This window comes from Variovorax dokdonensis (assembly GCF_030316895.1).
Classification (GTDB): Bacteria; Pseudomonadota; Gammaproteobacteria; order Burkholderiales; family Burkholderiaceae_C; genus Variovorax; species Variovorax dokdonensis.
This window is the reverse complement of record NZ_JASZYV010000001.1, coordinates 163,386-185,936: the sequence shown is the minus strand read 5'-3', so window position 1 is coordinate 185,936 and position 22,551 is coordinate 163,386. Positions and strand designations below refer to the sequence as shown.

General features: G+C 65.1%; 25 protein-coding genes and 1 riboswitch. Of the genes, 8 read left to right on the top strand and 17 right to left on the bottom strand.

Translation table 11 applies throughout. From position 1 onward, the window contains the following. Position 1 precedes the first annotated feature (1 nt). The 6 genes from QTH91_RS00910 to ruvA form a co-directional block, all read right to left on the bottom strand. Positions 2 to 1,558 carry a formate dehydrogenase beta subunit gene (locus QTH91_RS00910; protein ID WP_286658154.1) on the bottom strand — a complete coding sequence of 519 codons (1,557 nt, stop codon included), beginning with the start codon at positions 1,556 to 1,558 and terminating at the stop codon, positions 2 to 4. Continuing rightward, positions 1,555 to 2,067 (bottom strand): formate dehydrogenase subunit gamma, encoded by a 513-nt coding sequence (locus QTH91_RS00905; RefSeq protein WP_286658153.1) that lies wholly within the window; start codon positions 2,065 to 2,067, stop codon positions 1,555 to 1,557. Before QTH91_RS00905 ends, QTH91_RS00910 begins: the two co-directional genes overlap by 4 nt. Positions 2,068 to 2,196: 129 nt before the next feature. Next, the gene (locus QTH91_RS00900) at positions 2,197 to 3,138 is read right to left on the bottom strand and encodes a LysR substrate-binding domain-containing protein (RefSeq protein WP_286658152.1); all 942 of its coding nucleotides are present in this window, start codon (positions 3,136 to 3,138) and stop codon (positions 2,197 to 2,199) included. 61 nt (positions 3,139 to 3,199) lie between these two features. Further along, entirely contained in the window at positions 3,200 to 3,790 is a 591-nt protein-coding gene (locus QTH91_RS00895) for a hypothetical protein (RefSeq protein WP_286658151.1), read from the bottom strand. Positions 3,791 to 3,796: 6 nt separating this feature from the next. Beyond that, the gene (gene ruvB / locus QTH91_RS00890) at positions 3,797 to 4,852 is read right to left on the bottom strand and encodes a Holliday junction branch migration DNA helicase RuvB (protein ID WP_286658150.1); all 1,056 of its coding nucleotides are present in this window, start codon (positions 4,850 to 4,852) and stop codon (positions 3,797 to 3,799) included. 7 nt (positions 4,853 to 4,859) lie between these two features. Further along, a complete protein-coding gene (gene ruvA, locus QTH91_RS00885) occupies positions 4,860 to 5,432 on the bottom strand; it encodes a Holliday junction branch migration protein RuvA (protein WP_286658149.1) in 573 nt (190 codons plus the stop codon). A 28-nt stretch (positions 5,433 to 5,460) separates the two neighbouring features. On the opposite strand from ruvA, the gene QTH91_RS00880 reads away from it, so the two are divergent. Beyond that, positions 5,461 to 6,414: a PhoH family protein gene (locus QTH91_RS00880; protein ID WP_286658148.1), complete on the top strand. Its 954-nt coding sequence runs from the start codon at positions 5,461 to 5,463 to the stop codon at positions 6,412 to 6,414. Positions 6,415 to 6,423: 9 nt separating this feature from the next. Then, complete coding sequence (gene ybeY / locus QTH91_RS00875; RefSeq protein ID WP_286658147.1) at positions 6,424 to 6,879, top strand: rRNA maturation RNase YbeY; 456 nt, start codon at positions 6,424 to 6,426, stop codon at positions 6,877 to 6,879. A gap of 12 nt (positions 6,880 to 6,891) precedes the next feature. Here ybeY and dtd read toward each other — a convergent pair whose 3' ends face one another. Together dtd and QTH91_RS00865 are read right to left on the bottom strand one after the other, a co-directional pair. Further along, positions 6,892 to 7,332, bottom strand: coding sequence for a D-aminoacyl-tRNA deacylase (gene dtd / locus QTH91_RS00870; protein ID WP_286658146.1), 441 nt, complete (start codon positions 7,330 to 7,332; stop codon positions 6,892 to 6,894). Beyond that, on the bottom strand, positions 7,329 to 8,243 hold the full coding sequence (locus tag QTH91_RS00865; protein WP_286659577.1) for a cation diffusion facilitator family transporter: 915 nt from the start codon (positions 8,241 to 8,243) through the stop codon (positions 7,329 to 7,331). The genes dtd and QTH91_RS00865 overlap by 4 nt, the downstream gene beginning before the upstream one ends. 120 nt (positions 8,244 to 8,363) lie before the next feature. Here QTH91_RS00865 and QTH91_RS00860 point away from each other — a divergent pair, with 120 nt between their 5' ends. Together QTH91_RS00860 and QTH91_RS00855 are read left to right on the top strand one after the other, a co-directional pair. Next, positions 8,364 to 8,960 (top strand): FecR family protein, encoded by a 597-nt coding sequence (locus QTH91_RS00860; RefSeq protein ID WP_286658145.1) that lies wholly within the window; start codon positions 8,364 to 8,366, stop codon positions 8,958 to 8,960. Beyond that, the gene (locus QTH91_RS00855; protein ID WP_286658144.1) at positions 8,957 to 9,568 is read left to right on the top strand and encodes an OmpA family protein; all 612 of its coding nucleotides are present in this window, start codon (positions 8,957 to 8,959) and stop codon (positions 9,566 to 9,568) included. The genes QTH91_RS00860 and QTH91_RS00855 overlap by 4 nt, the downstream gene beginning before the upstream one ends. Here QTH91_RS00855 and tyrS read toward each other — a convergent pair. Then, positions 9,565 to 10,797, bottom strand: a complete 1,233-nt coding sequence (gene tyrS / locus QTH91_RS00850) for a tyrosine--tRNA ligase (RefSeq protein ID WP_286658143.1) — start codon at positions 10,795 to 10,797, stop codon at positions 9,565 to 9,567. The genes QTH91_RS00855 and tyrS overlap by 4 nt on opposite strands. 189 nt (positions 10,798 to 10,986) lie before the next feature. On the opposite strand from tyrS, the gene QTH91_RS00845 reads away from it, so the two are divergent. The 3 genes from QTH91_RS00845 (at position 10,987) to QTH91_RS00835 (ending at position 14,628) form a co-directional block, all read left to right on the top strand. Continuing rightward, positions 10,987 to 12,333, top strand: coding sequence for a M23 family metallopeptidase (locus tag QTH91_RS00845; RefSeq protein WP_286659576.1), 1,347 nt, complete (start codon positions 10,987 to 10,989; stop codon positions 12,331 to 12,333). Positions 12,334 to 12,407: 74 nt separating this feature from the next. After that, positions 12,408 to 13,547: an anhydro-N-acetylmuramic acid kinase gene (locus QTH91_RS00840; RefSeq protein ID WP_286658142.1), complete on the top strand. Its 1,140-nt coding sequence runs from the start codon at positions 12,408 to 12,410 to the stop codon at positions 13,545 to 13,547. A gap of 70 nt (positions 13,548 to 13,617) precedes the next feature. Next, positions 13,618 to 14,628 carry a glycosyltransferase gene (locus QTH91_RS00835; RefSeq protein WP_286658141.1) on the top strand — a complete coding sequence of 337 codons (1,011 nt, stop codon included), beginning with the start codon at positions 13,618 to 13,620 and terminating at the stop codon, positions 14,626 to 14,628. Between the two features lie 86 nt (positions 14,629 to 14,714). Here the strand turns inward: QTH91_RS00835 and erpA are convergent, their stop codons facing one another. The 3 genes from erpA to rplM all read right to left on the bottom strand — a co-directional run bounded on the left by erpA (position 14,715) and on the right by rplM (position 16,050). Continuing rightward, entirely contained in the window at positions 14,715 to 15,080 is a 366-nt protein-coding gene (gene erpA / locus QTH91_RS00830) for an iron-sulfur cluster insertion protein ErpA (protein WP_286658140.1), read from the bottom strand. Between the two features lie 136 nt (positions 15,081 to 15,216). Next, entirely contained in the window at positions 15,217 to 15,609 is a 393-nt protein-coding gene (gene rpsI / locus QTH91_RS00825; RefSeq protein ID WP_286658139.1) for a 30S ribosomal protein S9, read from the bottom strand. 12 nt (positions 15,610 to 15,621) lie between these two features. Then, positions 15,622 to 16,050, bottom strand: coding sequence for a 50S ribosomal protein L13 (gene rplM / locus QTH91_RS00820; protein ID WP_286658138.1), 429 nt, complete (start codon positions 16,048 to 16,050; stop codon positions 15,622 to 15,624). A gap of 220 nt (positions 16,051 to 16,270) precedes the next feature. On the opposite strand from rplM, the gene QTH91_RS00815 reads away from it, so the two are divergent. After that, on the top strand, positions 16,271 to 17,179 hold the full coding sequence (locus tag QTH91_RS00815; RefSeq protein ID WP_286658137.1) for a 23S rRNA (adenine(2030)-N(6))-methyltransferase RlmJ: 909 nt from the start codon (positions 16,271 to 16,273) through the stop codon (positions 17,177 to 17,179). Between the two features lie 7 nt (positions 17,180 to 17,186). On the opposite strand, the gene QTH91_RS00810 is transcribed toward QTH91_RS00815, so the two are convergent. From QTH91_RS00810 to ahcY, 5 genes are all read right to left on the bottom strand, one after another. Further along, positions 17,187 to 18,248, bottom strand: coding sequence for a porin (locus tag QTH91_RS00810; RefSeq protein ID WP_286658136.1), 1,062 nt, complete (start codon positions 18,246 to 18,248; stop codon positions 17,187 to 17,189). 243 nt (positions 18,249 to 18,491) lie between these two features. Further along, positions 18,492 to 19,175 carry a septal ring lytic transglycosylase RlpA family protein gene (locus tag QTH91_RS00805; protein WP_286658135.1) on the bottom strand — a complete coding sequence of 228 codons (684 nt, stop codon included), beginning with the start codon at positions 19,173 to 19,175 and terminating at the stop codon, positions 18,492 to 18,494. Further along, on the bottom strand, positions 19,172 to 20,008 hold the full coding sequence (gene metF, locus QTH91_RS00800) for a methylenetetrahydrofolate reductase [NAD(P)H] (protein ID WP_286658134.1): 837 nt from the start codon (positions 20,006 to 20,008) through the stop codon (positions 19,172 to 19,174). Before metF ends, QTH91_RS00805 begins: the two co-directional genes overlap by 4 nt. A 15-nt stretch (positions 20,009 to 20,023) precedes the next feature. Further along, entirely contained in the window at positions 20,024 to 20,791 is a 768-nt protein-coding gene (locus QTH91_RS00795; protein WP_286658133.1) for a TlyA family RNA methyltransferase, read from the bottom strand. Positions 20,792 to 20,878: 87 nt separating this feature from the next. After that, entirely contained in the window at positions 20,879 to 22,312 is a 1,434-nt protein-coding gene (ahcY, locus tag QTH91_RS00790; RefSeq protein WP_286658132.1) for an adenosylhomocysteinase, read from the bottom strand. A gap of 73 nt (positions 22,313 to 22,385) precedes the next feature. Next, a riboswitch (S-adenosyl-L-homocysteine riboswitch) is annotated at positions 22,386 to 22,455 on the bottom strand. Positions 22,456 to 22,551: the final 96 nt, after the last annotated feature.

Here is a 22,551-nt window from a genome sequence, read left to right as displayed (position 1 = left end):
GCTAGGCAGCCTTCTTGTCCGGCACCGACACGCCGAAATCCTGCGGAAAGTGGTTGAGCGCCGACAGAACCGGGAATGGCGTCATCCCGCCCATGGCGCACAAAGAACCATTGACCATGGTGTTGCACAGGTCGCGCAGCAGCGCCACCTGCTGCACGCGGTTGTGGTCGGCGCGGATGCGGTCGATCACCTCCACGCCGCGTGTAGAGCCGATGCGGCAGGGCGTGCACTTGCCGCACGATTCGATGGCGCAGAACTCCATCGCGTAGCGCGCCATCTTCGACAGGTCGGCCGTGTCGTCATGCACCACCAGACCGCCGTGGCCGACGGTGGCGCCCACGGCGGCGAAGGCCTCGTAGTCCACCGGCAGGTCGAACTGGCTTTCGGGCATGTAGGCGCCCAAGGGTCCGCCGAACTGCACGGCCTTCACCGGCCGGCCGCTGGCCGTGCCGCCGCCGAAGTCGTAGAGCAACTCGCGCAGCGTCACGCCGAAGGCCTTTTCCACCAGGCCGCCGTAGCGGATGTTGCCGGCAAGCTGCATGGGCAGCGTGCCCAGCGAGCGGCCGACGCCGAAGTCGCGATAAAAGCCGGCGCCGCGCGTCAGGATGATCGGCACGCTGGCCAGCGTGATCACGTTGTTGATCAGCGTGGGCTTGCCGAACAGGCCCTGCAGGGCGGGCAGCGGCGGCTTGGCACGCACGATGCCGCGCTTGCCCTCGATGCTTTCCAGCAGGGCGGTCTCCTCGCCGCACACATAGGAGCCGGCGCCCTTGCGCACTTCGAGCCGGAAGGCATGGCCGGAGTCCATCACGTTGCTGCCCAGGTAGCCGGCGGCCTCCGCGCGAGCGATCGCTGCTTCCAGCGTTGCAATGGCGTGCGGGTACTCCGAGCGCACGTAGATGTAGCCGTGCGTGGCGCCGGTGGCGATGCCCGCGATGGTCATGCCCTCGATCAGCACGAAGGGGTCGCCCTCCATGGTCATGCGGTCGGAGAAGGTGCCCGAGTCGCCTTCGTCGGCGTTGCACACCACGTACTTCTGCGCGGCGCTGGTGCCGGCCACCGTCTTCCACTTGATGCCCGCCGGGAAGGCGGCGCCGCCGCGACCGCGCAGGCCGGAATCGAGCACCTCCTGCACCACCTGCGTCGACGCCATGGTCAGCGCGCGGCGCAAGCCGGCATAGCCTTCGTGCGCCTCGTAGTCCTCGATCGAAAGCGGGTCGGTCACGCCCATGCGGGCGAAGACGAGGCGCTCCTGCTTCTTCAGATAGGGAATCTCCTCGGTCAGGCCCAGCGCCAGCGCATGGGTGCCACCGAGGTGGAAGCCTGCATCGAACAGCCCGGCGACGTCGGCAGGCGTGACCGGGCCATAGGCGACGCGGCCGGCCGCGGTCTGCACCTCGACCATCGGCTCGAGCCAGAACAGGCCGCGCGAGCCGTTGCGCACCATGCGCAGCTTGATGCCGCGCGCATTGGCCTCGTCGGCGATGCGGCGCGCAACGCGATCGGCCCCAGCCGCCAGCGCGGCGGAGTCGCGCGGCACGTAGACGGTGACGCTCATGCTTCGCTCCTCGCTTCCTCGATCAGTGCATCGAAGGTCTTGGGCGTGACGCGGGCGTGCACCTCGCCGTCGAGCGTCAATGCTGGGGCGGATGCGCAAAGCCCCAGGCAATAGACCGGCTCCAGCGTGAACTCGCCATCCGCCGTCGTGGCATGGCTGTGGCAGCCCAGGCGCAGTTCGGCATGCGCCATCAGCGCGTCGGCCCCCATCGACTGGCAAGCCTCGGCGCGGCAGATCTGCACCACGTGGCGCCCCGCCGGCTGATCGCGAAAGTGGTGGTAGTAGGTGACGACGCCGTGCACTTCGGCGCGTGAAAGGTTCAGCGCCTCGGCAATCTCCGGCACGGCTGCGGACGGCACGAAGCCAAGCCGATCCTGGATGTCGTGCAGGATGGGCAGCAAGGCGCCGTCATCGTGCGCGCGCCGCGCCAGCACCTCCTGAACCACGCCATCCGCCCCGCCAGAAGGGGCGAGATGCGCGGGGGCGCGTTGTTCCTGGACCAGGGCCATGCGAGTCTCCTTCTTGTGCCTGATGCACACCCCGTGGGGCGGGGTGCATGCGGCGGAGTCTGCGCAAGGCGCGGCGGCCGGTCCAATTTATTCGGGGAATGGGTCGATGCGTTCGGCGAATGAACGGCTTTATTCGAGCGCCCCAGCATGGCCGGCAACCTCGCGCTTCCAGGCGGGATCGTCGGCAAAGGCCAGTGCGGCCTCCAGGGTGCGCGAGGGGCGATTGGTGTCGTGCACCATGAAGGCGATGCGGATCTCCACCTTGGGCTCGACCAGGGGCAGCGCCTCGATGTCGTCGTAGCCCTGCACGTCGTCGACCAGGGCGCCGGGCATGATGCTGCATACCTTGCCGGCTCGAACGCTCAACGCCAGCGTGGAGATGGAGTTGGTCTCGATCGCCGGTTGCGGGTCGACCCCTGCTTCGGCAAACGCGCGGTCGATGATGGTGCGGTTGTGCATCTCGGCGCTGAGCAGGCAAAGCGGCAGCTTGCCCACCTCGCTCCATCGCATGGGTGGGCCGATGCGCGGCCCATTGCGCTTCGCGGCTTTGGCCTTGCGCAGCAGGAAGTAATGCTCCGTGTACTGGGGGATCACGCGCACCATCGACGCGCTCTTGTCCATCCGTTCGGTGTAGCCCAGCCCCATGTCGAGCGACAGGCTTTCCAGGCCGGTCTCGACCTCCACCGAGCTCATCGAGCGCAGCGTGGGGACGATGCCAGGATGCCGCTCCTGCAGCATGGCGACGAAGCGCGCAGCGATCGGCATCGCCGTGGGCACGGCGCCGACCACCAGGTGGCCGCGCGGTGCATCGCGGCTGCTGTGCAAGTCTTGCTGGAGCAGTTCGTACTCGCGCAGGATGCGTCGGCCGCTGGCCAGGATGCGTTCGCCTTCGACCGTGAAGCCGGCGAAGTTGCGGCCGCGCTTGACGATGGAGGTGTCAAAGCTCACCTCCAGCGCCCGGATCGCGTTGGACAGCGCCGGCTGCGTGACGCTGCAGGCCAGCGCCGCCCGGCCGAAGTGGCGGTGATCGTCGAGCGCGACCAGGTATTTGAGTGAGACGAAGAGGTTCATCGTGGCAGGACGTCCGTCGGCACGGGGCATTCGGTGCCCGCCTGCCGTCGGGGGGGTCAAACTAGGGCTTGTGCCGCTCCTTGGCCAAAAGGCGCGCGATCATCGAGGGCGGCGGCGCGGTGACCGGCTCGGCCTGGGCCGCATCGATCTTGCGCTGCGCGAACCCCTGACGCTCCTCGTTCAGCGCGTGCGCCAAGGCTTGCGCGTTGTCGGCGTTGTAGTACCAGACGCCTCTCACGACGAAGTGCGCCGAATGGCGCGGGTGCGGCTTGGGCACCATCCGGATCTCCGTCGTGCCCACGCTGTGCAGCATCTGCATGCGGGCCTGAGCGAGCCGGCGGGCGCCACCTTCGGTCCCGTCCAGGGCTTCGACATCGGCGGAAAGCGAAATGTCGAAGGCGCTGACCGACGGATGGCGATCGACCAGATAGCTCAGGATCTCCACCACGATCAGGCGCGCAGTGCGCCACGTCTGCAGGCGCTTGAGGTCCGTGGTGCGGAAGTCGTCCAGGTGCAGCGTGCCTCCTCCTGCGCCGACCTGGATGGAGTTGAGTCGGCCCAGGTGCAGATCGCCATCGAACACGTCCAGCGGCTCCCCCAGCACATAGGCATCGGGCTTGGGGCCTGAGATTCGAAGGCCGGGGCTGCTCATGGCGAGTCAGGCGCCGAACAGATCGCTGTTGTCGCGCTGCGGCGGTGTCACACCCAGGTGACGGTAAGCCGCCAGCGTGGCGATGCGCCCGCGTGGCGTGCGCTGCAGGTAGCCTTGCTGAATCAGGTAGGGCTCGATCACGTCCTCGATGGTGCCCGCCTCCTCGCCGATGCTGGCGCCGATATTGTCCAGGCCCACCGGGCCGCCGTCGAAGCGATGGATCACCGCCTCGAGCAGCTTGCGGTCCATCAGGTCGAAGCCCTGCGGATCGACGTCGAGCATGGCCAGCGCCTTGTGCGCGATCTGCTCGGTGATGCGCCCTGCACCCTTGACCTCCGCATAGTCGCGAACGCGGCGCAGCAGGCGGTTGGCGATGCGCGGCGTACCGCGCGAGCGGCGGGCGATCTCGAAGGCGCCTTCGGCATCGGCAGGCACATTGAGCAGCCCGGCGCTGCGCCGCACGATGCGCGCCAGTTCATCAGCGGTGTAGAACTCGAGCCGCGCAACGATGCCGAAGCGGTCGCGCAGCGGGTTGGTCAACATGCCGGCGCGGGTGGTGGCGCCCACCAGGGTAAAGGGCTGCAAGTCCAGCTTGATGCTGCGCGCCGCCGGTCCTTCGCCGATCATGATGTCGATCTGGTAATCCTCGAGCGCCGGGTAGAGGATTTCCTCGACCACCGGGGACAGGCGGTGGATCTCGTCGATGAACAGGACGTCGTTCTTCTCGAGATTGGTCAGCAGCGCCGCCAGGTCCTTGGGCTTTTCGAGGACCGGGCCGCTGGTCTGGCGCAGGTTGACGCCCAGCTCGGCGGCCACGATGTGCGACAGCGTCGTCTTGCCGAGGCCGGGCGGCCCGAAAAGCAGGACGTGATCGAGCGCCTCGCCGCGCTTGCGAGCGGCGCCGATGAAGATTTCAAGCTGCTCGCGCACCTTGGCCTGTCCGACGTACTCGTCGAGCAGGCGCGGTCGCAGGGCGCGCTCGATCACCTCCTCGTTGGGCGAGGCCGGCGCGGCGGACACCATGCGCGGGGCGGGTGCGAAATCGTCGGTCTGGATGCTCATGACTTCGCTACTTTGCCAGAGCCTTCAGCGCCAGCTTGATGCCATCGCTCACCGCCACGTCGCGCGGAAGGGCCTTGAGCGCCGCGGCCGCCTCCTTGTCGCTGTAGCCGAGAGCCACCAGCGCCTGCAGGATGTCTGCCTGCGCGTCGCTTTCCACCTGCGCCGGCACGCCGATGTCGGCCCCGATCTTGCCCTTGAGCTCCAGCAGCAGGCGTTCGGCCGTTTTCTTGCCAATGCCGGGGATCTTCACCAGGCGGCCTGCTTCCTGCATCGTGATGGCCTGCGCCAGCTCGGCCACGCTCATGCCGGAAAGCACGCCCAGCGCGGTGCGCGGTCCGACGCCGGCAATCTTGATCAGCTGGCGGAACGTCGCCCGCTCCTGCGCGGTGCCGAAGCCGAACAGGACCTGCGCGTCCTCTCTCACGACAAAATGCGTCAGCAGGGATACTCGCTCCCCGGCTGGCGGCAGGTTGTAGAAGGTGCTCATCGGCACGTCGACCTCGTATCCGACCCCGTTGCAGTCCACCACCACCTGCGGGGGATTGCGTTCGGCCAGCGTTCCGGTGAGTTTGCCTATCATTGGCTCAAGTCAGATTAATGGAAACCGCGTGATTCTCCGTCACAGCTTCGCCCCACCCAACAACACCCGCCTTTCTCACCTGTGCGGGCCGCTCGATGCGCACTTGCGCCGCATCGAGGAAGCGCTCGGCGTCAAGATCGCCCACCGCCACGAGCAGTTCAAGATCGACGGCCCCAAGCCCAAGGCGGAGCGTGCGCTCGAGGTGCTGCAGGCGCTCTACGAAATGGCCAAGCGGCCGATCGATGCCGGCGCCGTGCAGCTCACCCTGGCCAGCGAAGACGTGCTGGGTGAGGCCGATGACGGCGCGATGACCCTCGCCACCCGCCGGGCCGACCTGCGCGCCCGCACGCCCAATCAGAGCGTGTACCTCGACAACATCGCGAACCACGACATCACATTCGGCATCGGCCCTGCCGGCACCGGCAAGACCTACCTGGCGGTGGCTAGCGCCGTGGATGCACTGGAGCGCAGCAGCGTGCAGCGCATCGTGCTCACCCGCCCGGCGGTCGAGGCGGGAGAGCGCCTGGGTTTCCTGCCCGGCGACCTGACGCAGAAGGTCGACCCCTATCTGCGCCCGCTCTACGACGCCTTGTACGACCTGATGGGCTTCGACCGCGTCACCAAGGCCTTCGAGCGCAACACGCTGGAAATCGCGCCCCTTGCATTCATGCGCGGACGCACACTGAACAATGCCTTCGTCATCCTCGACGAAGCGCAGAACACCACGCCCGAGCAGATGAAGATGTTCCTGACCCGCATCGGCTTTGGCGCCAAGGCGGTCGTCACCGGAGACGTCAGCCAGATCGACCTGCCCAAGGGGCAGTTGAGCGGGCTGATCGACGCCGAGCGTGTGCTGCGCCGGGTCAAGGGCATCGCCATCACCCGCTTCGACAGTTCGGACGTGGTGCGCCATCCGCTGGTGGCGCGCATCGTCGATGCCTACGACGGCGCCCGAAAGCGCGGCGCGGCTGCCGGCGAATAGGGACGCACGATGCCCATGCCCCACCTCTCGCTGTCGCTGCAGTTCGGCGCCGTCGAGCAATCGGCGCGCCACCGCGCCGCCCTGCCCCGTCATCGCGTGGCGCGCAGCATCCGCCACGCCCTCGAGACCGATGCGGAGATCACCGTGCGCATCGTCGATGCGGAAGAAGGCCAGCGCCTGAACCGCGAGTTCCGCGGCAAGGACTACGCGACCAACGTGCTGACCTTCGACTATGCGCAGGCGCCGCTGGTCATGGCAGATCTGGTGCTTTGCGCGCCCGTCGTGGCCCGCGAAGCGCGCGAACTGGGCAAGACCCTGGCAGCCCACTACACGCATCTGCTGGTGCATGGCACGCTGCATGCCCAAGGCTGGGACCACGAAACGGGCGATGAAGACGCGCAGGCCATGGAGGCTCGGGAGATCGACATCCTCGCCGGCCTCGGCGTGCGAAATCCCTACGCGTGATCGCGCTGGCCTTCAAGCCATGTCGATCGGGATGGTCACCGGTCCGTCGTTGACCAGGTGGACCTGCATGTCGGCGGCAAATATGCCGGCAGCCACCTCGGCATGGACTTGGCGGGCGCTCGCCACGAAGTAGTCGTAGAGCCGCCGCCCTTCGTCCGGCGGCGCAGCGCGGGTGAAGCTCGGGCGGTTGCCGCCGCTCACGTCCGCCGCCAGCGTGAACTGACTCACCAGCAAGAGCCCGCCACTGACATCCTGAACGCTGCGGTTCATCTTGCCCGCCTCGTCCGAAAAAATGCGCAGCTTGAGCAGCTTGGCCAGCAGCCGATCGGCCTGCGCTTCGGTATCGCCGCGCTCTGCGCAGACCAGGACCAGCAATCCCGCGCCAATGGCGCCGACCACTTCGCCTTCGATCTCGACGCGCGCCTCCCGCACGCGCTGCACCACGGCTTTCAAGCTTCCTGCTCCATCAGCCCGACGCGAGGCTCCATGTTCAACGGAAGCAGCTGGATCGTGACGCGCAAGCCGGGCACGGCCTCGATCAGTGCGCGCTCCAGGCCGTCGCGCAATGTTGCGGCGCGCTCGAGCGACCAGTCTCCCGGCACGTGCATGTGCAGATCTGCAAAGGCGCGACGGCCTGCGCTCCGTGTGACGATGTCGTCGAAACGCAGATGCTGACCATCAGGCACGGCGGCCTTGAAGCGCTCCAGTGCTTCTTGCAATGCCGCCTGGGCCGCCGGATCGATGGCGGCGTCCATCAGACCCTGGGACGAACGCCAGACCAGTCGCGCACCTTCGAACAGGATGTTCAGCCCAACCGCCACAGCCACCAGCGCGTCCAGCCAGAGCCAGCCCGTCAGGGCGACGACGCCGACGCCGACCAGAACGCCTACGGTGGTCCAGACATCGGCGATGAGATGACGTGCATCGGCCTCCAGCGCGATCGACTTGTGGCTGCGCGAGCCACGAAGAAGCAACCAGGCCATGCCCGCATTGAAGGCGGCGCTGAGGACCGACAAGGCGGTGCCCCAACCCAGCTGCTCCAGGGGTTCCGGTCGCCATAGCCGCATCAGCGCGAAGGCGACGATGGCGCAGCCGGCGCCCAGGATGAGAGCACCCTCGAAGCCCGAAGAAAAATACTCCGCCTTGTGGTGGCCGTAGGGATGTCCCTCGTCCGCGGGCCGTGCCGCGATGCTGACCATGGCCAGCGCAAAGCTGGCTCCGGCCAGATTGACGAAGGATTCCATCGCGTCCGAGATGAGACCCATCGAGTTCGTCAAGTAGCCGGCAACACTCTTCAAGACGATCGTCAGAAGCGCGACGACGACGGAGAGCCGAAGGAGCACCTTCGGCTCTGACAGCGCCATCAGTTGACTTTGTTTAACGAACACAAAGGTGAAACAACGGTTCTGGATGCCAAAAACCGCATTATCCGGGGCAATATTCGCAGTAAGCTTTGCTCCGCAAGTTGACCTATCCACCGATGATTGCCAGCTTGTCTCGGGAGTAATAAAAATTTGGAGGGCAACAACATGTTGACCAGAATGTTGACCGCGGGAGTCGCAGGCCTTGCCTTCGCTGCCAGCGTATCAGCTCAAACCATCGCGGCTGTGGATGCCACGACCTCGCCGCCCGTGGCCGTACCGGCCACGTCTGCACCTTCTGCCGAAGCTGCCGCGAGTGGCAGAACAGCCGATCGTGTCCACGCCGGGTTCGTGAAATCGGTCGATGGCACTGTTCGCATCATCGGCAACACCGGCACTTCCAAGGTCGCCAAGCCGGGCGACTCGCTGGCCGCTTCCGACCGGGTCGAAACCGATGCCGAAAGTGGCGCCAGCGTCGTCCTGCGCGATGGAACGATGATGGTCGTCGGCCCTTTGTCGCAACTCGACCTGCTCCAGTTCGGCTTCGATTCGACCACCCATGACGGCAACGTCTTCGTCAAGTTGCTGCGCGGCTCCATGCGAATGGTGACTGGCCTGATCGGCAAGAAGAACCACGACGCCATTCGCGTGGACACGCAAACGGCAACGATCGGCATTCGCGGCACCGACTTCATCGTGACGGCGGACGGTTCGTCGTGAGCCGGGCCGCCTGGGCAAGATTTGCCACTTTCGCCCTGGCGAGCCTGTTGCTGGCCGGATGCGCGTCGCGAGGCACGCGGGTCGTTCTTCTCCCGCAAGAAGACGGAACACCCTCTGCGGTGGTGGTGCGCACCAAGGGCGGCGAGCAACTTGTGTCGCAGCCCTATCAACGCGCCACGGCGCTCGTCGGGTCCGACAAAGCGCCCACGCTCGACAAGGCTGACGAGAACGCGGTGCGCGAATCCAACAAGCAACTTTTCGATCTGGCGCCACCCAAGCCGCAACGCTTCGTGCTGTATTTCGACGCCGGCGGTACCGTGCTGACTTCCCAGTCCAAGCTCGAGCTCGACAGCGTCATACAGGCTGCGATGGCTCACCCTGGCGCGGACATCACGGTCACCGGCCACACTGACACCCGCGGGTCGATGACCCGGAATGACCAACTGGGGCTGCAGCGCGCAACCGAGATCAAGGGGCTGCTCGTCCAGCGCGGTTTCCCTGACAATCGGATCGAATCGGTCGGCCGTGGCCAACGCGAGTTGCTCGTCCCCACCGCTGATCAAGTCGACGAGCCACGCAATCGCCGCGTGGTCGTCCTCGTGCGCTAGACCGACAGCGTCACCCGAGCGAACTTGCGCTTGCCCACCTGCAGCACGTAGGTGCCTGGGGCCAGCTTCAATCCCTTGTCGCTGACCACCGACTGATCCACCCGCACGCCGCCGCCATCGATCAGTCGATTGCCTTCCGACGTCGACGCGGCCAGGCCAGCTTGCTTGAGCACCAGCGCGATGCCCAGGGGCGCTCCCGAAAGCTCCAGCTCCGGAATCTGGTCAGGGACCCCGCCACGGCTGCGGTTGATGAAGTCCTGTTCAGCCGCAGCCGCCGCGGCCGCGCCGTGAAAGCGTGCGGTGATCTCCTTGGCAAGCGCCACCTTGGCGTCCTTGGGGTTTCGGCCGGCCTCGACCTCGGCGCGCAGCGCTTCGATCTGCGCCTCGGTTTGGAAGCTGAGCAGGGTGTACCAGCGCCACATCAGCGTGTCGGAGATGGACAGCACCTTGGCGAACATGGTGTTCGGCTCTTCGCTGATGCCGATGTAGTTGTTCTTGCTCTTGGACATCTTGTCGACGCCATCAAGCCCTTCGAGCAACGGCATGGTCAGGATGCATTGCGGTTCCTGGCCGTACTCCTGCTGCAGGTGGCGCCCCATCAGCAAGTTGAACTTCTGGTCGGTGCCGCCGAGTTCCAGATCGGACTTGAGTGCCACCGAGTCGTAGCCCTGCATCAGCGGATACAGGAATTCATGCACCGAAATCGACTGGCCGGCCTTGAAGCGCTTGTTGAAGTCATCGCGCTCCATCATGCGAGCGACGGTGTACTTGGCCGCCAGCTGGATCATTCCGCGAGCACCCAGGGGGTCGCTCCATTCAGAGTTGTAACGAATTTCTGTGCGTGCAGGATCCAGAACCAAGCTGGCCTGCCGGTAGTAGGTCTGAGCGTTGGCTTCGATCTGCTCCTTGGTCAGAGGCGGACGCGTGGAATTTCGCCCGGATGGATCGCCGATCGTGCTGGTGAAATCCCCAATCAGAAAAATGACGGTGTGGCCCAGGTCTTGCAACTGCCGCATTTTGTTGAGCACCACCGTGTGCCCGACGTGGATGTCCGGGGCTGTCGGGTCCAGGCCGAGCTTGATTCGCAGGGGCGTACCTGTCGCCTCCGAACGGGCCAGCTTGCGAACCCATTCCTCCTGCGGGAGCAGTTCATCCACGCCGCGCAGCGTGACCTTCAAGGCGTGGGCGACGGCATCGGAAATGTTGGGGGTCGAATCAGGAACTGCCATGTGCTTGTTACCAAATGCCTTAGCTGTTTTTACTATGGCCAAAGCTATACTCGTCGGTTACTTTCGGGGCCGCCGAATTCTACGCGGTGCCTCTTCCCTGGCCCTCGTGAAGGGCCCGTCGGCACCGGCCGACTCGCTTCGCACCGGGACTGCTTCCCGGCCGGTTGGTTCATTCAGGATTTTTTCAAGTTGATCAACGGTATCCTTGCCGCCGAAGAAATGCTCGCCGCGCGTGTTTCGGGCTTTGTTCGTGCGTACCCGCGGCAGATCACCGCAGCCATTGCCACTGTGCTGCTATGCGCCGGCGGCGGCGCCTTCGCCGTCGCCACCCTGCCCAACGACAATCAGGTCACGGTTCGTCAAGTTCTCGAGGCCGTGACGCCCAGCCCCATCGGTGAACAAACCGAGGCGCTGGAAACGCATGATTTCACGCTGTTTCGCAGCGACCTGACCCGCTCGAGCGACACCGCCGAGTCGCTTTTGCGTCGACTGGGCATCGACGACATGGCCGCCGCCAAGTTCGTGCGAGCCGATGCGACGGCGCGCTCTGCCTTGCTCAGCCAACCCGGCCGGGTCATTACCGCGGAAGCCACCCAGGACAACGAATTCGTGCGCCTGAGCGCGCGCTGGATTCCGGACGGCAAGGAAAGCTTCAAACGTGTGACCATCGAACGCGATGGCGCCGGCTTTCGCGTCGACACCAAAGCCGAGGAACTGACGACGTCCAGCCGGATCGGCAGCGGCGTGATCCGCTCTTCGTTTTTCGCCGCGACCGACGCCGCCGACATTCCAGACGCCGTAGCCAGTCAGATGGCAGACATCTTTTCGGGCGACGTTGACTTCCGGGCGCTGCGCAAGGGAGATCGGTTCGCGGTCTCGTACGAAACCTTCGACGCGGACGGGCAATCGCTGCGCACTGGTCGCGTTCTCGCCGCCGAGTTCGAGTCCAACGGCAAAGTGCATCAGGCCATCTGGTTCCAGGAGCCCGGCAAGAAGGGCGGCTACTACCGCCCCAACGGCGACAGCCTGCAGCGGGCCTACCTGCAATCGCCGGTGGAGTACTCGCGCATCTCCAGCGGCTTCGCGATGCGGATGCACCCCATTGCTCACTCGTGGCGCCAGCACAAGGGCATCGACTTCGCCGCTGCTCGCGGCACCCCCGTGCGAACCGTGGGTGATGGCACGGTCGAGTTTGCCGGACGTCAATCCGGATACGGCAACATCGTCATCATCGAACACCGCAATGGCCAGAGCACGGCATACGCGCACCTGAGCCGGATCGACGTCAAGCAGGGTCAGTCGGTCAGCCAGGGCCAGTTCATCGGAGCGGTGGGCGCGACGGGCTGGGCGACCGGCCCTCACCTGCACTTCGAATTCCGTGTGAATGGCGAGTATCGCGACCCGTCCACCATCGCGCAGCAGGACGGCGGAGTGCCCATCGCAGCCGCGTCGCGCGGTGACTTCGCCCGCGTGGCGGCAGCGTCCAGCAAGGACCTTTCCGCTGCTTTCAGCGTGCTCCAGGCCAGCGCAAACTGATGAACTGCACGACGGGCCCGCAGTGCGCGCACGGCGGACTCGTCGATTGGCCCTTCCTTCTCTAGGGACGTAGATTGCCCAGCACGCCTGAGTTCTACCTCGGCCTGATGTCGGGCACATCACTGGACGGCATCGACGCCGTCCTGGTCGAATTCGCCGGCGAGCGCATTGCTGCGCGCGCCCACGCCAGTTCCCCCTTGCCGGCATCGCTTCGCGCTGAACTGCTGGCCCTCAATGCCCCTTGCGGCGTCGATGAGCTTCATCGCTCCGCGCTCGCGGCCAATGCGCTGGCCCGGCAATACGCGTCACTCGTCGAAGCCGTGCTGACCGACGCCTGCGTCCCCGCATCGGCAGTTCGCGCCATCGGGGCGCATGGCCAGACGGTGCGTCATAGGCCGTCGGAATTCGACGATGTCGGCTACACGCTTCAACTCAACAGCCCTGCGCTGTTGGCCGAACTCAGCGGCATCGACGTCGTCGCGGACTTTCGTTCGCGGGATCTCGCCGCCGGTGGGCAGGGTGCGCCTTTGGTACCTGCGTTCCATCGCGCGGTGTTCGGCCAGTCCGGGAAAAGACTGGCGGTGCTGAACCTGGGTGGAATCGCCAATCTCAGCATTCTTCCGGCACCAGACGACGCCGATGGCGACGTCATTCTTGGATTCGATTGTGGGCCTGCCAATGCGCTGCTCGACCATTGGTGCCAGCAACATCTCGGCCAGGCCTTCGATGAAGGAGGACGCTGGGCCTCCAGCGGGCAGGTGCTGCACGGATTGCTCGACCGCATGCTGGCTGACGCCTACTTCGAACGGATGCCACCCAAGAGCACAGGGCGCGACCTGTTCAACCCGGAATGGCTGACGGGTCATCTGCAAGCGTGTTCCGCGCCCGTGCGGGCTCAAGACGTCCAAGCCACGCTGGCCGAATTGACGGCTGTCTCCGTCTTGCGGGACTTGCACCGGCACGGCGGAAACGCGGTCGAGTTGATCGTTTGTGGCGGCGGTGCTTTCAACAAGCATCTGCTCTCACGCATCGCGGCTCACCGCTCAGGTGTGCAGGTGCTCACTTCTTCGGAACGAGGCCTACCTCCCACCCAGGTCGAGGCAGCGGCCTTTGCGTGGTTGGCCCGAGCCACCATTCGGCGCGAATCGGGCAACTTGCCCAGCGTGACCGGTGCCCGCGGACCGCGGGTGCTCGGCGCCATCTATCCAGCCTGATTGGCTGACGCGAACCCTTTGCGCATTCTTCCGACACGAAGAACCCAAAGGCGCCCAAAACAATCCCGTGATGACGGCATCCAGCATTTCCATCGTTCTCGCGACACACAACGGCGCCGCATTCCTCGGCGAGCAACTGGAAAGCCTGCTGTCCCAATCACTGCCGCCGCTGGAAATCGTGGTGGGCGACGATGCATCGACGGACGATACGCTGGCAATACTGAATTCCTTCGCGTCGCGATCGAAGGTGCCCATCAGGGTTCATCGCAACCTGCCCGGCCTCGGATTCAGAGAGAACTTTCTGGACTGCTGCTCGCACGCCAAGGGCGAGTGGATCGCTTTTTGCGACCAGGACGACGTCTGGCACCCGCAAAAGCTGGCCACCTGTGCCCAGCATTTCGGACGCGAAGGGGTGGTCATGGTCACCCATGCTGCCCATCTGATTGATGCCCAGGGCAAAACCATCGGTCGCTTCCGGCAAGGCATTGACAGCGATGCGACGAAACCACCGCTTGCCTACGACCCGTGGAGCACGTTCTGGGGCTTCTCCCTGGTCTTCAAGCGCCGCCTTCTTGATCTGTGCAGCAGCGACGGCCGTTTCGTGGACTATATCGCCCCCCGCCACAAGATCGCGCACGACCGTTGGGTGTGCTTTCTCGCGCAGTGCGTTGGCAACACGGTCGAACTGGCACAGCCTCTTGCCGGCTACCGTCAGCACGGCGCCAATGCCTTCGGCGCCGGCGACAAACGGGCTCGCAACATTCGCAAGGAAACCGTCGAGCGCCATCGGCACTATGTGGCTGCGACCGAACGGATGCTGGACATCGTCGAATCCATGCCCGCCTGGGCCGAACACGAATTCCCGGCGTTCGACCGTGCGCGTGCCTACGCCTTCTTTAGTGCCGCGCTGGCCCAGTTGAAGGCACGATCTGCCGTGTACGAGAAAAGCCGTGGTGGTGGCGTGGTCCAGGCCGCTCGGAATTTCATCGACGGCAGCTATGCCGACGTACGGAGCGGCCGCATGCGCTGGCGATCCCTGTGGCGCGACGTCATCTATTGCGCAAGCCCCGGCAAGCGCTGAGGCGTGGGTCGCTCACGAAGGGGCTGGTTCGCCCCCAAACAAAAAGGCCGCCCTTGGGCGGCCCTTGATGTTCCCGAACGGGTCGATCAAGCCGAGAAGCTCGAACCACACCCGCAGGTGCTGGTGGCATTCGGGTTCTTGATGACGAACTGCGCGCCCTGCAGATCTTCCTTGTAGTCGATCTCTGCGCCCACCAGGTACTGATAGCTCATGGCGTCGATCAAGAGCGACACGCCATTCTTGGTCATGGTGGTGTCGTCATCGTTCACCACTTCGTCGAAGGTGAATCCGTACTGGAAGCCGGAGCATCCGCCACCCTGGACAAACACGCGCAGCTTGAGATCGGGGTTGCCCTCTTCGGCGATCAGGTCCGCAACCTTGGCCGCGGCGCTGTCGGTAAAGACGATGGGCTCGGGCATCTGGGTCTGGACATTTTCGGCAACAGCGCTCATGAAAGAGACTCCTGAAAAACGGCCGCTGCACAAAGTGGCAGGCGGACAATGGGCCAATCCTAGCGCAATCAAAAAAAAACCGCCCGAAGGCGGTCTTTTCGCAGATCGCGGCCCGAGAACCGGGCCAGGCAATACATCAGCGCTTGGAGAACTGCTTGCGGCGGCGTGCAGAGTGCAAACCGACCTTCTTGCGTTCCACTTCGCGCGCGTCGCGAGTCACGAAGCCAGCCTGGCTCAGAGCCGGCTTGAGGGCTGCGTCATAGTCGATCAGGGCGCGGGTGATGCCGTGACGGGTGGCACCGGCTTGACCGGACTCACCGCCGCCGTGGACGTTGACCTGGATGTCGAAAGCTTCGGCATTGCCGGTCAGCATCAGGGGTTGCTTGGCAATCATGATCGAGGTCTGGCGGCCGAAGTATTCTTCGATCGGCTTGCCGTTGACCGTGATCTTGCCACTGCCCTTCTTCAGAAACACGCGGGCGACGCTGGACTTGCGACGGCCGGTGCCATTGTTCCATTCACCAATCATTCTCAAGGCTCCTTAGATTTCCAGCACCTTGGGCTGTTGGGCGGTGTGCGGGTGCTCCGCGCCACCGTAGACCTTGAGCTTCTTGATCATGGCGTAGCCAAGGGGACCCTTGGGCAGCATGCCCTTGACCGCCTTTTCGAGGGCGCGGCCGGGGTGCTTGCTTTGCATGTCGCGGAAGCTGGTGGCGGTGATGCCGCCCGGGAAACCCGAGTGACGGTAGTAGATCTTGTCGGTGTTCTTGGTGCCGGTCACACGCAGTTGAGCTGCATTGATGACGACAATGAAATCACCGGTATCGACGTGAGGCGTGTAAATGGCCTTGTGCTTGCCGCGCAGACGGAGGGCAACTTCGCTGGCTACCCGTCCGAGGACCTTGTCGGTCGCGTCAATCACAAACCACTCGTGCTTCACGTCAGCGGGCTTGGCGCTGAACGTAGACATGAGTTTTCCTTTGAGGGAACTGGTTTGGCGAGCCCTTTTCCACGGTCGGTGTTCCTCTGAAGGGAACCTCTTAGGTGGTCACTACAGGCCCTTGACGAAAAGCGCCCATACTCCGCCGCGGGGCTCAAGATCTCGCTGCGAAGCCCGCCATTATAGCCCGCCGACCGATTTCTGCCAATCAAGAGCCGCCTGGAGCGCCAATGGCGGACAATGCGCGGCTATGTTCAGTTATCGCCACGCCTTCCATGCCGGCAATCATGCCGACGTGCTCAAGCACGTCGTGCTCATCGCCGCGCTCGACCATCTGCTCGAAAAGGACGCGGCGCTGACGGTGGTCGACACCCACGCCGGCGCCGGCCTGTACAGGCTCGACGGCGACTACGCAGGCACCAGCGGCGAGGCGGCTGAGGGCGTCCATCGCCTGCTCGCCACCAAGCCCGAGGGTGGCGCCTATTCGCCAGCCGTCGAGCGCTACATCGAGCTGCTGCGCGACTTCAACCCAAAGGCCAAGACGGCCGCCATGCGCGTCTATCCCGGGTCCCCGTTCATCGCTCAGCACCTGCTGCGCGAGCATGACAAGCTCAAGCTGTTCGAACTGCACCCGACCGACGCGCGGGCGTTGGCCGGCAACATTGCCCAGCTCGAAGCCGGACGGCGCATCGCCGTCGCTCACGAAGACGGGTTCAACAGCGTTGCGAGCGTTCTGCCGCCCCCGTCGCGCCGAGCCTTGCTGCTGTGCGACCCAAGCTACGAGATCAAGACCGATTACGCGCGTGTGGCCGCGCTGCTCGAGCAGGCGCTCAAAAGATTCGCGACCGGCACCTACGCCATCTGGTATCCCATCATCGCGAGGCCCGAGGCCCACGCCTTGCCGCGCCGGCTCAAGACATTGGCGGGCAAAGCCGGCAAGCCCTGGCTGAATGCCACGTTGACGGTGAAGTCGAACCGGGTTGCAGCGGGGGCGGCGGCGCTGGCCGAAACCAGGCGCGGCGGCCTGCCGGCCAGTGGCATGTTCCTGGTCAACCCGCCCTGGAAGCTCAAGGAGCAACTGGCCGCCGCACTGCCGCAATTGACGGCGGTGCTGGGCCAGGACAAGAACGCCGGCTTCACGCTGGAAGCCGGCGACTAGCTTCGGCTCAGAAGCGGTGGCGGATGCCGACGCCGTAGCTGCTACCGTCGGTCGTGGCGGTGACCTTGTCGAACATGAACATCGCGTAGACGTCGGTACGCTTTGACAGGTTGTAGTCGTAGCCCACCGTTGCGGTCGTGCGCTTGCCGTTGTAGCTGCCCTCGACCTTGGTCTGCGCCACTGCGCCGCTGAGCGTGCCGGCGCCGATCGGGACGCCCACGCCGAGCGAGCCGGTTGTCGCGTCGTAATCGGCCACGTCGGCCTTAGATCCGCCGTAGGTGCCGTAGAGCTTCATCCACTTGAAATCCCAGCTGCCGCCGACCATCCAGTCGGACCGTGTCTCAGGCACCGAAACACCACCGGCAGTGGCGGTCAGAAGGCCGGCAAACGGGTTGCCGACCTCATCGCGCTCGTAGAAGCCGACCAGCGTCAACGGGCCGCCGAAATACAGCACGTTCACGCCGATGTTGCCGGCGCCCGAATTGCCCGTGGCGCTGTTCTGCTCGCCGAACTGGTATTGCACGTTCGCGCTCAAGCCGCCGAAACTGGGCGTCGAATAGATGACCTGGTTGGACCAGCCCGTGTCCGCAGGCGTGGTGCGACGCGGCCAACCAGCGGTGTTGACGTTGGCATGCAGCACCAATGGCGAGAAGGTGAACGAGTCGCCCAGGGGGTTGGCCAGGATGGTGGGCAGGAAGTTCGGCGCAGCCGCGCGGCCGAGCGTCACCTTGCCAAGCCCGCCTTTCAGATAGACGTTGGCGTCGCGCGAATAGATCGGATCGCCGTCGAACCGGCCGTACGCGCCGCTGTCGACGCGCAGAAAGGACGTGAGCGCGAAGCCAGCCTGCAAGCCACCGCCCAGGTCCTCGGTGCCCTTGAAGCCGATCCACGAAGTGGTCAAGCCGCCGCTGCCCAGCACGGAGGTGCGGCCGGGGTCGCCAGCGTTCTTCATCGAGCCGACATAGGCATCGATGGTGCCGGAGACCGTCACAGAAGACTGCGCGAAGGCGCCAAAGGAAAGGCCCGCTAGGGCAACGCTGGCCGCCAAGGCCTTGAATCTGAAAGTCATGTGCGAGTGAGTTCGGTCAAAAGGTTTCGATCACCCGCGGTCGCGCTCTGATTGTTGTGCTTCGCGCGGGCAACTGCTTCTCGCAATGGACGTGCCAAGTGTTAATCGGTCGTTACAAGCCGACAAGCCCGGATTCATGCGCAATCCGCTCCTTCGTTGCGCACAAGACTGTATGCAATCGGGTGCGCGCACCAAAAGAGGGCGGCTGCGGCAGTGCTTCAGCCTGCGCGAAGAAAGAGCCCACTAACGCTTCGGGCGCCGCTTGACAGTTGCCTTCCCGGAACTGCTGTTGCGCTTGGGCGCTGCCTTAGCGTTCGGCGTTGCACCGGCATCGTCGTCGGAACTCAGGTCCGAATCGGTCGCGGTCTTGGGGCCGACGGTCTTGCCGTCGCAACGCATGCCATCCTGGTCGATGACCATGAGCGCCACATGCTTGATGCCCAGGCCGATCATGTTCAACTCCTCCGCGGCGGCGCGGCTCAAGTCGATGATGCGGCCCGGCGCGAAAGGCCCACGGTCGTTCACCCGCACCAGCACCTCGCGCCCATTGACCAGGCTGCGGACACACACGCGCGTGTTGAATGGCAGTGTGCGATGGGCGGCCGTCATGCCGTACATGTTGAAGCGCTCGCCATTGGCCGTCTTGCGCTGGTGGAAGTCGATGCCGTACCAGGATGCGCCTCCGCGCTGGAACACCTCGCCGGGCACGCCGTCCTGGGGCCCTTCGTCGCCGCCCGGCGATGTCAGCCCGTAGTCCACAGGCGGCACGCGCGAACGAGGCGCCCCGGCAGGGGTCGGCGGCTGCGGCGAAAGCGGCCGCAGGCCTTCTGAGCCCTCCTGCACCCCAGGCAGGCCGCACGCCGCTAGGACACCGGCGACGATCAACGTCGCTGCGGCGCGAAAGGCGCGGCAGCAACCAGCCTTCATGCGCCTTTCCAGCCCAGGCGCTGCAGGATGCTCAGGGTCGCGGTCGCCTGGTTCATCGTATAGAAATGAAGTGCCGGCGCACCGCCGCTGACGAGGCGCTCGCACATCGCCGCCACCACATCCAGCCCAAAGGCCCGGATCGAGGCCGCGTCGTCGCCGAAGCTGGCCAGGCGCAAGCGGATCCACCGCGGGATCTCCGCGCCACAAGCATCGGAAAAGCGCATCAACTGCGTCGAATTGGTGATCGGCATGATGCCCGGAACGATCGGCAACGCGATGCCGGCCGCACGCGACTCGTCGACGAAGCGGAAGTACGCATCGGGACTGAAGAAGTACTGCGTGATGGCCGAATCGGCGCCGGCCTGCGCCTTGGCGGCAAGCGCCTGCAGGTCGGCCTGGGGCGATCGCGCCTGCGGATGGACCTCGGGATAGCAAGCCACCTCGACGTGAAAGTGCCGCCCGGTCTCTTCGCGGATGAAGCGCACCAGGTCGCTGGCGTAGACGAACTCCCCGCCAGCCCCATAGCCGCTGGGAAGATCGCCGCGTAAAGCAACCAGGCGCTTGACGCCCATCACCATGAGTTCTGCCAACTGCTTGCGCACGGTTTCGCGCGTGGCGCCGATGCACGAGAAGTGGCAGGCCGCATTGACGCCTTCTTCCAGAATCTCGCGCACCGCGCCGAAGGTGCCGTCATGCGTCGAGCCACCGGCGCCATAGGTGACGGAACAGAACTCCGGCGACATCACATACAACTGCTGCCGAACTCCCCGCAGCTTGACTGTGCCCTCGGCTGTCTTGGGCGGAAAGAATTCGAAGCTCAATGGAACTTGCACAAAAAACCTTTCGTCTCAGCGCCCGTCTTGGCGGGCGGCATGGATGAAGAACTCGCGATTGCCATCGCCACCCGCGATCGGGCTGTCATGCCAGCCGGCCACGCGCAGGCTAAGTGCTTCGCAGGCGGCGCGCAGCCTTGACTCGACATCGGCATACAGCGCCGGGTCGCGCACGATACCGCCTTTGCCGATCTGACCGGGTTGCAATTCGAACTGCGGCTTGACCAGCATGAGCAATTCGCCTTGCGGCGCCAGCAGCAATGCGAGCGCAGGAAGTACCAGGGTGAGCGAGATGAACGACAGGTCGCCCACGATCAGCTCGAAGGGCTCCCCGCTGTCGCCAGCGGCCCGCAAATCGGGCGCGCACAGCGCCCGCGCATTGACCTTCTCGACCGCCCTCACCCGCGCATCGGCGCGCAACCTGGCATGCAGCTGGCCGTGGCCGACGTCGATCCCGACCACCTCAGCCGCGCCGTGCTGCAACAGACAGTCTGTAAACCCACCGGTGGATTGACCGACGTCCAGGCAACGGCGGCCGGAAGCCTCGATGCCGCTGGCGCCGAGCGCACCTTCCAGCTTGAGGCCACCGCGCGAAACGAATCGCGCCTCGGCCGCATCGAGCACTTCCAAGTCGGCGTGCGCGGGAATGGCTTCGCCGCTCTTGCCGACGCGCCGCCAATCGGCGCCAGCGACCCGCCAGCGCACACCGGCCGCGACGAGCCTCGTCGCCTGCGAGCGCGAGACGGCCAGGCCGCGTTCGACGAGCAGTTGATCAGCGCGCATGGGCAATCGGACAGTCGACGACCCCGAGCAGGCTGGCAATTGCGCGCGAAGTCGCGATGCACCCGCGCTGCCCAGGGCCGGGCCCGATCAGTAGCGGTAGGTATCCGGCTTGTACGGGCCGCTCTTGTCCACACCGATGTAGGCAGCCTGTTCGTCCGTCAGCACGGTGAGCTGGGCGCCCAGCTTCGACAGTTGCAGGCGGGCCACCTTCTCGTCGAGGTGCTTGGGCAGCACGTACACCTTGCCGGCCTGGTAGGCGTCGGGCTTGGTGAACAGTTCGATCTGCGCGATGGTCTGGTTGGCGAAGGACGAGCTCATCACGTAGCTGGGGTGGCCCGTGCCGCAGCCCAGGTTCACCAGGCGGCCCTTGGCCAGCAGGATGATGCGCTTGCCGTCCGGGAAGATGACGTGGTCGACCTGCGGCTTGATCTCTTCCCACTCGTACTTCTCGAGCGACGCGACATCGATCTCGTTGTCGAAGTGGCCGATGTTGCAGACGATGGCCTGGCCCTTCATGGCGGCCATGTGCTCGTGGCGGATCACGTCCTTGTTGCCGGTGGTCGTCACGAAGATGTCGGCCTTGTCGGCGGCATATTCCATGGTCACCACGCGGTAGCCTTCCATGCACGCCTGCAGGGCGTTGATCGGATCGATCTCGGTCACCCACACCTGGGCCGACAGGGCTCGCAGCGCCTGCGCCGAACCCTTGCCCACGTCGCCATAGCCGGCCACGCAAGCCACCTTGCCGGCGATCATCACATCGGTCGCGCGCTTGATGCCGTCGACCAGCGATTCGCGGCAACCATACAGGTTGTCGAACTTGCTCTTGGTCACCGAGTCATTCACGTTGATGGCACGGAACTGCAGCGTGCCCTTGGCCGACATCTCGTTCAGGCGGTGCACGCCGGTGGTCGTTTCTTCTGTCACGCCGATGATGTGCGCGCTCTTGCGGGTGTACCAGGTGCCGTCTTCGGCGATCTTGGCCTTGATGGCGGCGAACAGCACGCGCTCTTCTTCACTGCCGGGATTGGCCAGGACGGATGCATCCTTCTCGGCGCGCTGGCCCAGATGCATCAGCAGCGTGGCGTCGCCGCCGTCGTCCAGGATCATGTTCGGGCCTTCGCCTTCGCTGCCCTTGGGTCCGAAGTCGAAGATGCGATGGGTGTAGTCCCAGTAGTCGGCCAGCGATTCGCCCTTGATGGCGAACACCGGCGTGCCGGCGGCGGCAATGGCGGCGGCCGCGTGGTCCTGCGTCGAGAAGATGTTGCACGAGGCCCAGCGCACCTGGGCGCCAAGGGCCTGCAGCGTTTCGATCAGCACGGCCGTCTGGATCGTCATGTGCAGCGAGCCGGTGATGCGCGCACCCTTCAGCGGCTGCGTCTTGGCGAACTCCTCGCGGATGGCCATGAGGCCGGGCATCTCGGTCTCGGCGATCTTGATCTCCTTGCGGCCCCACGCGGCCAGCGAGATGTCGGCGATCGCCTGATCGGCGGAAGAATTGGTCTTGAGTACAGCGCTCATGTCGGCTCCGGAACAGGTTGAACGGTCCGCTGCGCCATGGAGGGATGAAGACTCACCGCGACCACAGGAGAACAGCGGGTGAGCGTGGTTGCAATTGGGGTCCGAGCCTCACGCCTGATGGCGCTGCAACGCTCCTCGGAAGCCGGGCATTTTACCGGCAGCCGGGCCGGCTGGCGGAGCATGGCCCTTTTTCCCGGCCCGCCAGTAAAATTGCGGGCTTTGCTCTCGCGACCGAGCGC

Coding starts and splice junctions, on each gene's coding strand:
- QTH91_RS00910 (WP_286658154.1), bottom strand. CDS start 1,558: ATGAGCGTCACCGTCTACGTGCCGCGCGACTCCGCCGCGCTGGCGGCT.
- QTH91_RS00905 (WP_286658153.1), bottom strand. CDS start 2,067: ATGGCCCTGGTCCAGGAACAACGCGCCCCCGCGCATCTCGCCCCTTCT.
- QTH91_RS00900 (WP_286658152.1), bottom strand. CDS start 3,138: ATGAACCTCTTCGTCTCACTCAAATACCTGGTCGCGCTCGACGATCAC.
- QTH91_RS00895 (WP_286658151.1), bottom strand. CDS start 3,790: ATGAGCAGCCCCGGCCTTCGAATCTCAGGCCCCAAGCCCGATGCCTAT.
- ruvB (WP_286658150.1), bottom strand. CDS start 4,852: ATGAGCATCCAGACCGACGATTTCGCACCCGCCCCGCGCATGGTGTCC.
- ruvA (WP_286658149.1), bottom strand. CDS start 5,432: ATGATAGGCAAACTCACCGGAACGCTGGCCGAACGCAATCCCCCGCAG.
- ybeY (WP_286658147.1), top strand. CDS start 6,424: ATGCCCATGCCCCACCTCTCGCTGTCGCTGCAGTTCGGCGCCGTCGAG.
- QTH91_RS00865 (WP_286659577.1), bottom strand. CDS start 8,243: ATGGCGCTGTCAGAGCCGAAGGTGCTCCTTCGGCTCTCCGTCGTCGTC.
- tyrS (WP_286658143.1), bottom strand. CDS start 10,797: ATGGCAGTTCCTGATTCGACCCCCAACATTTCCGATGCCGTCGCCCAC.
- QTH91_RS00835 (WP_286658141.1), top strand. CDS start 13,618: ATGACGGCATCCAGCATTTCCATCGTTCTCGCGACACACAACGGCGCC.
- erpA (WP_286658140.1), bottom strand. CDS start 15,080: ATGAGCGCTGTTGCCGAAAATGTCCAGACCCAGATGCCCGAGCCCATC.
- rpsI (WP_286658139.1), bottom strand. CDS start 15,609: ATGATTGGTGAATGGAACAATGGCACCGGCCGTCGCAAGTCCAGCGTC.
- rplM (WP_286658138.1), bottom strand. CDS start 16,050: ATGTCTACGTTCAGCGCCAAGCCCGCTGACGTGAAGCACGAGTGGTTT.
- QTH91_RS00815 (WP_286658137.1), top strand. CDS start 16,271: ATGTTCAGTTATCGCCACGCCTTCCATGCCGGCAATCATGCCGACGTG.
- QTH91_RS00810 (WP_286658136.1), bottom strand. CDS start 18,248: ATGACTTTCAGATTCAAGGCCTTGGCGGCCAGCGTTGCCCTAGCGGGC.
- QTH91_RS00805 (WP_286658135.1), bottom strand. CDS start 19,175: ATGAAGGCTGGTTGCTGCCGCGCCTTTCGCGCCGCAGCGACGTTGATC.
- QTH91_RS00795 (WP_286658133.1), bottom strand. CDS start 20,791: ATGCGCGCTGATCAACTGCTCGTCGAACGCGGCCTGGCCGTCTCGCGC.
- ahcY (WP_286658132.1), bottom strand. CDS start 22,312: ATGAGCGCTGTACTCAAGACCAATTCTTCCGCCGATCAGGCGATCGCC.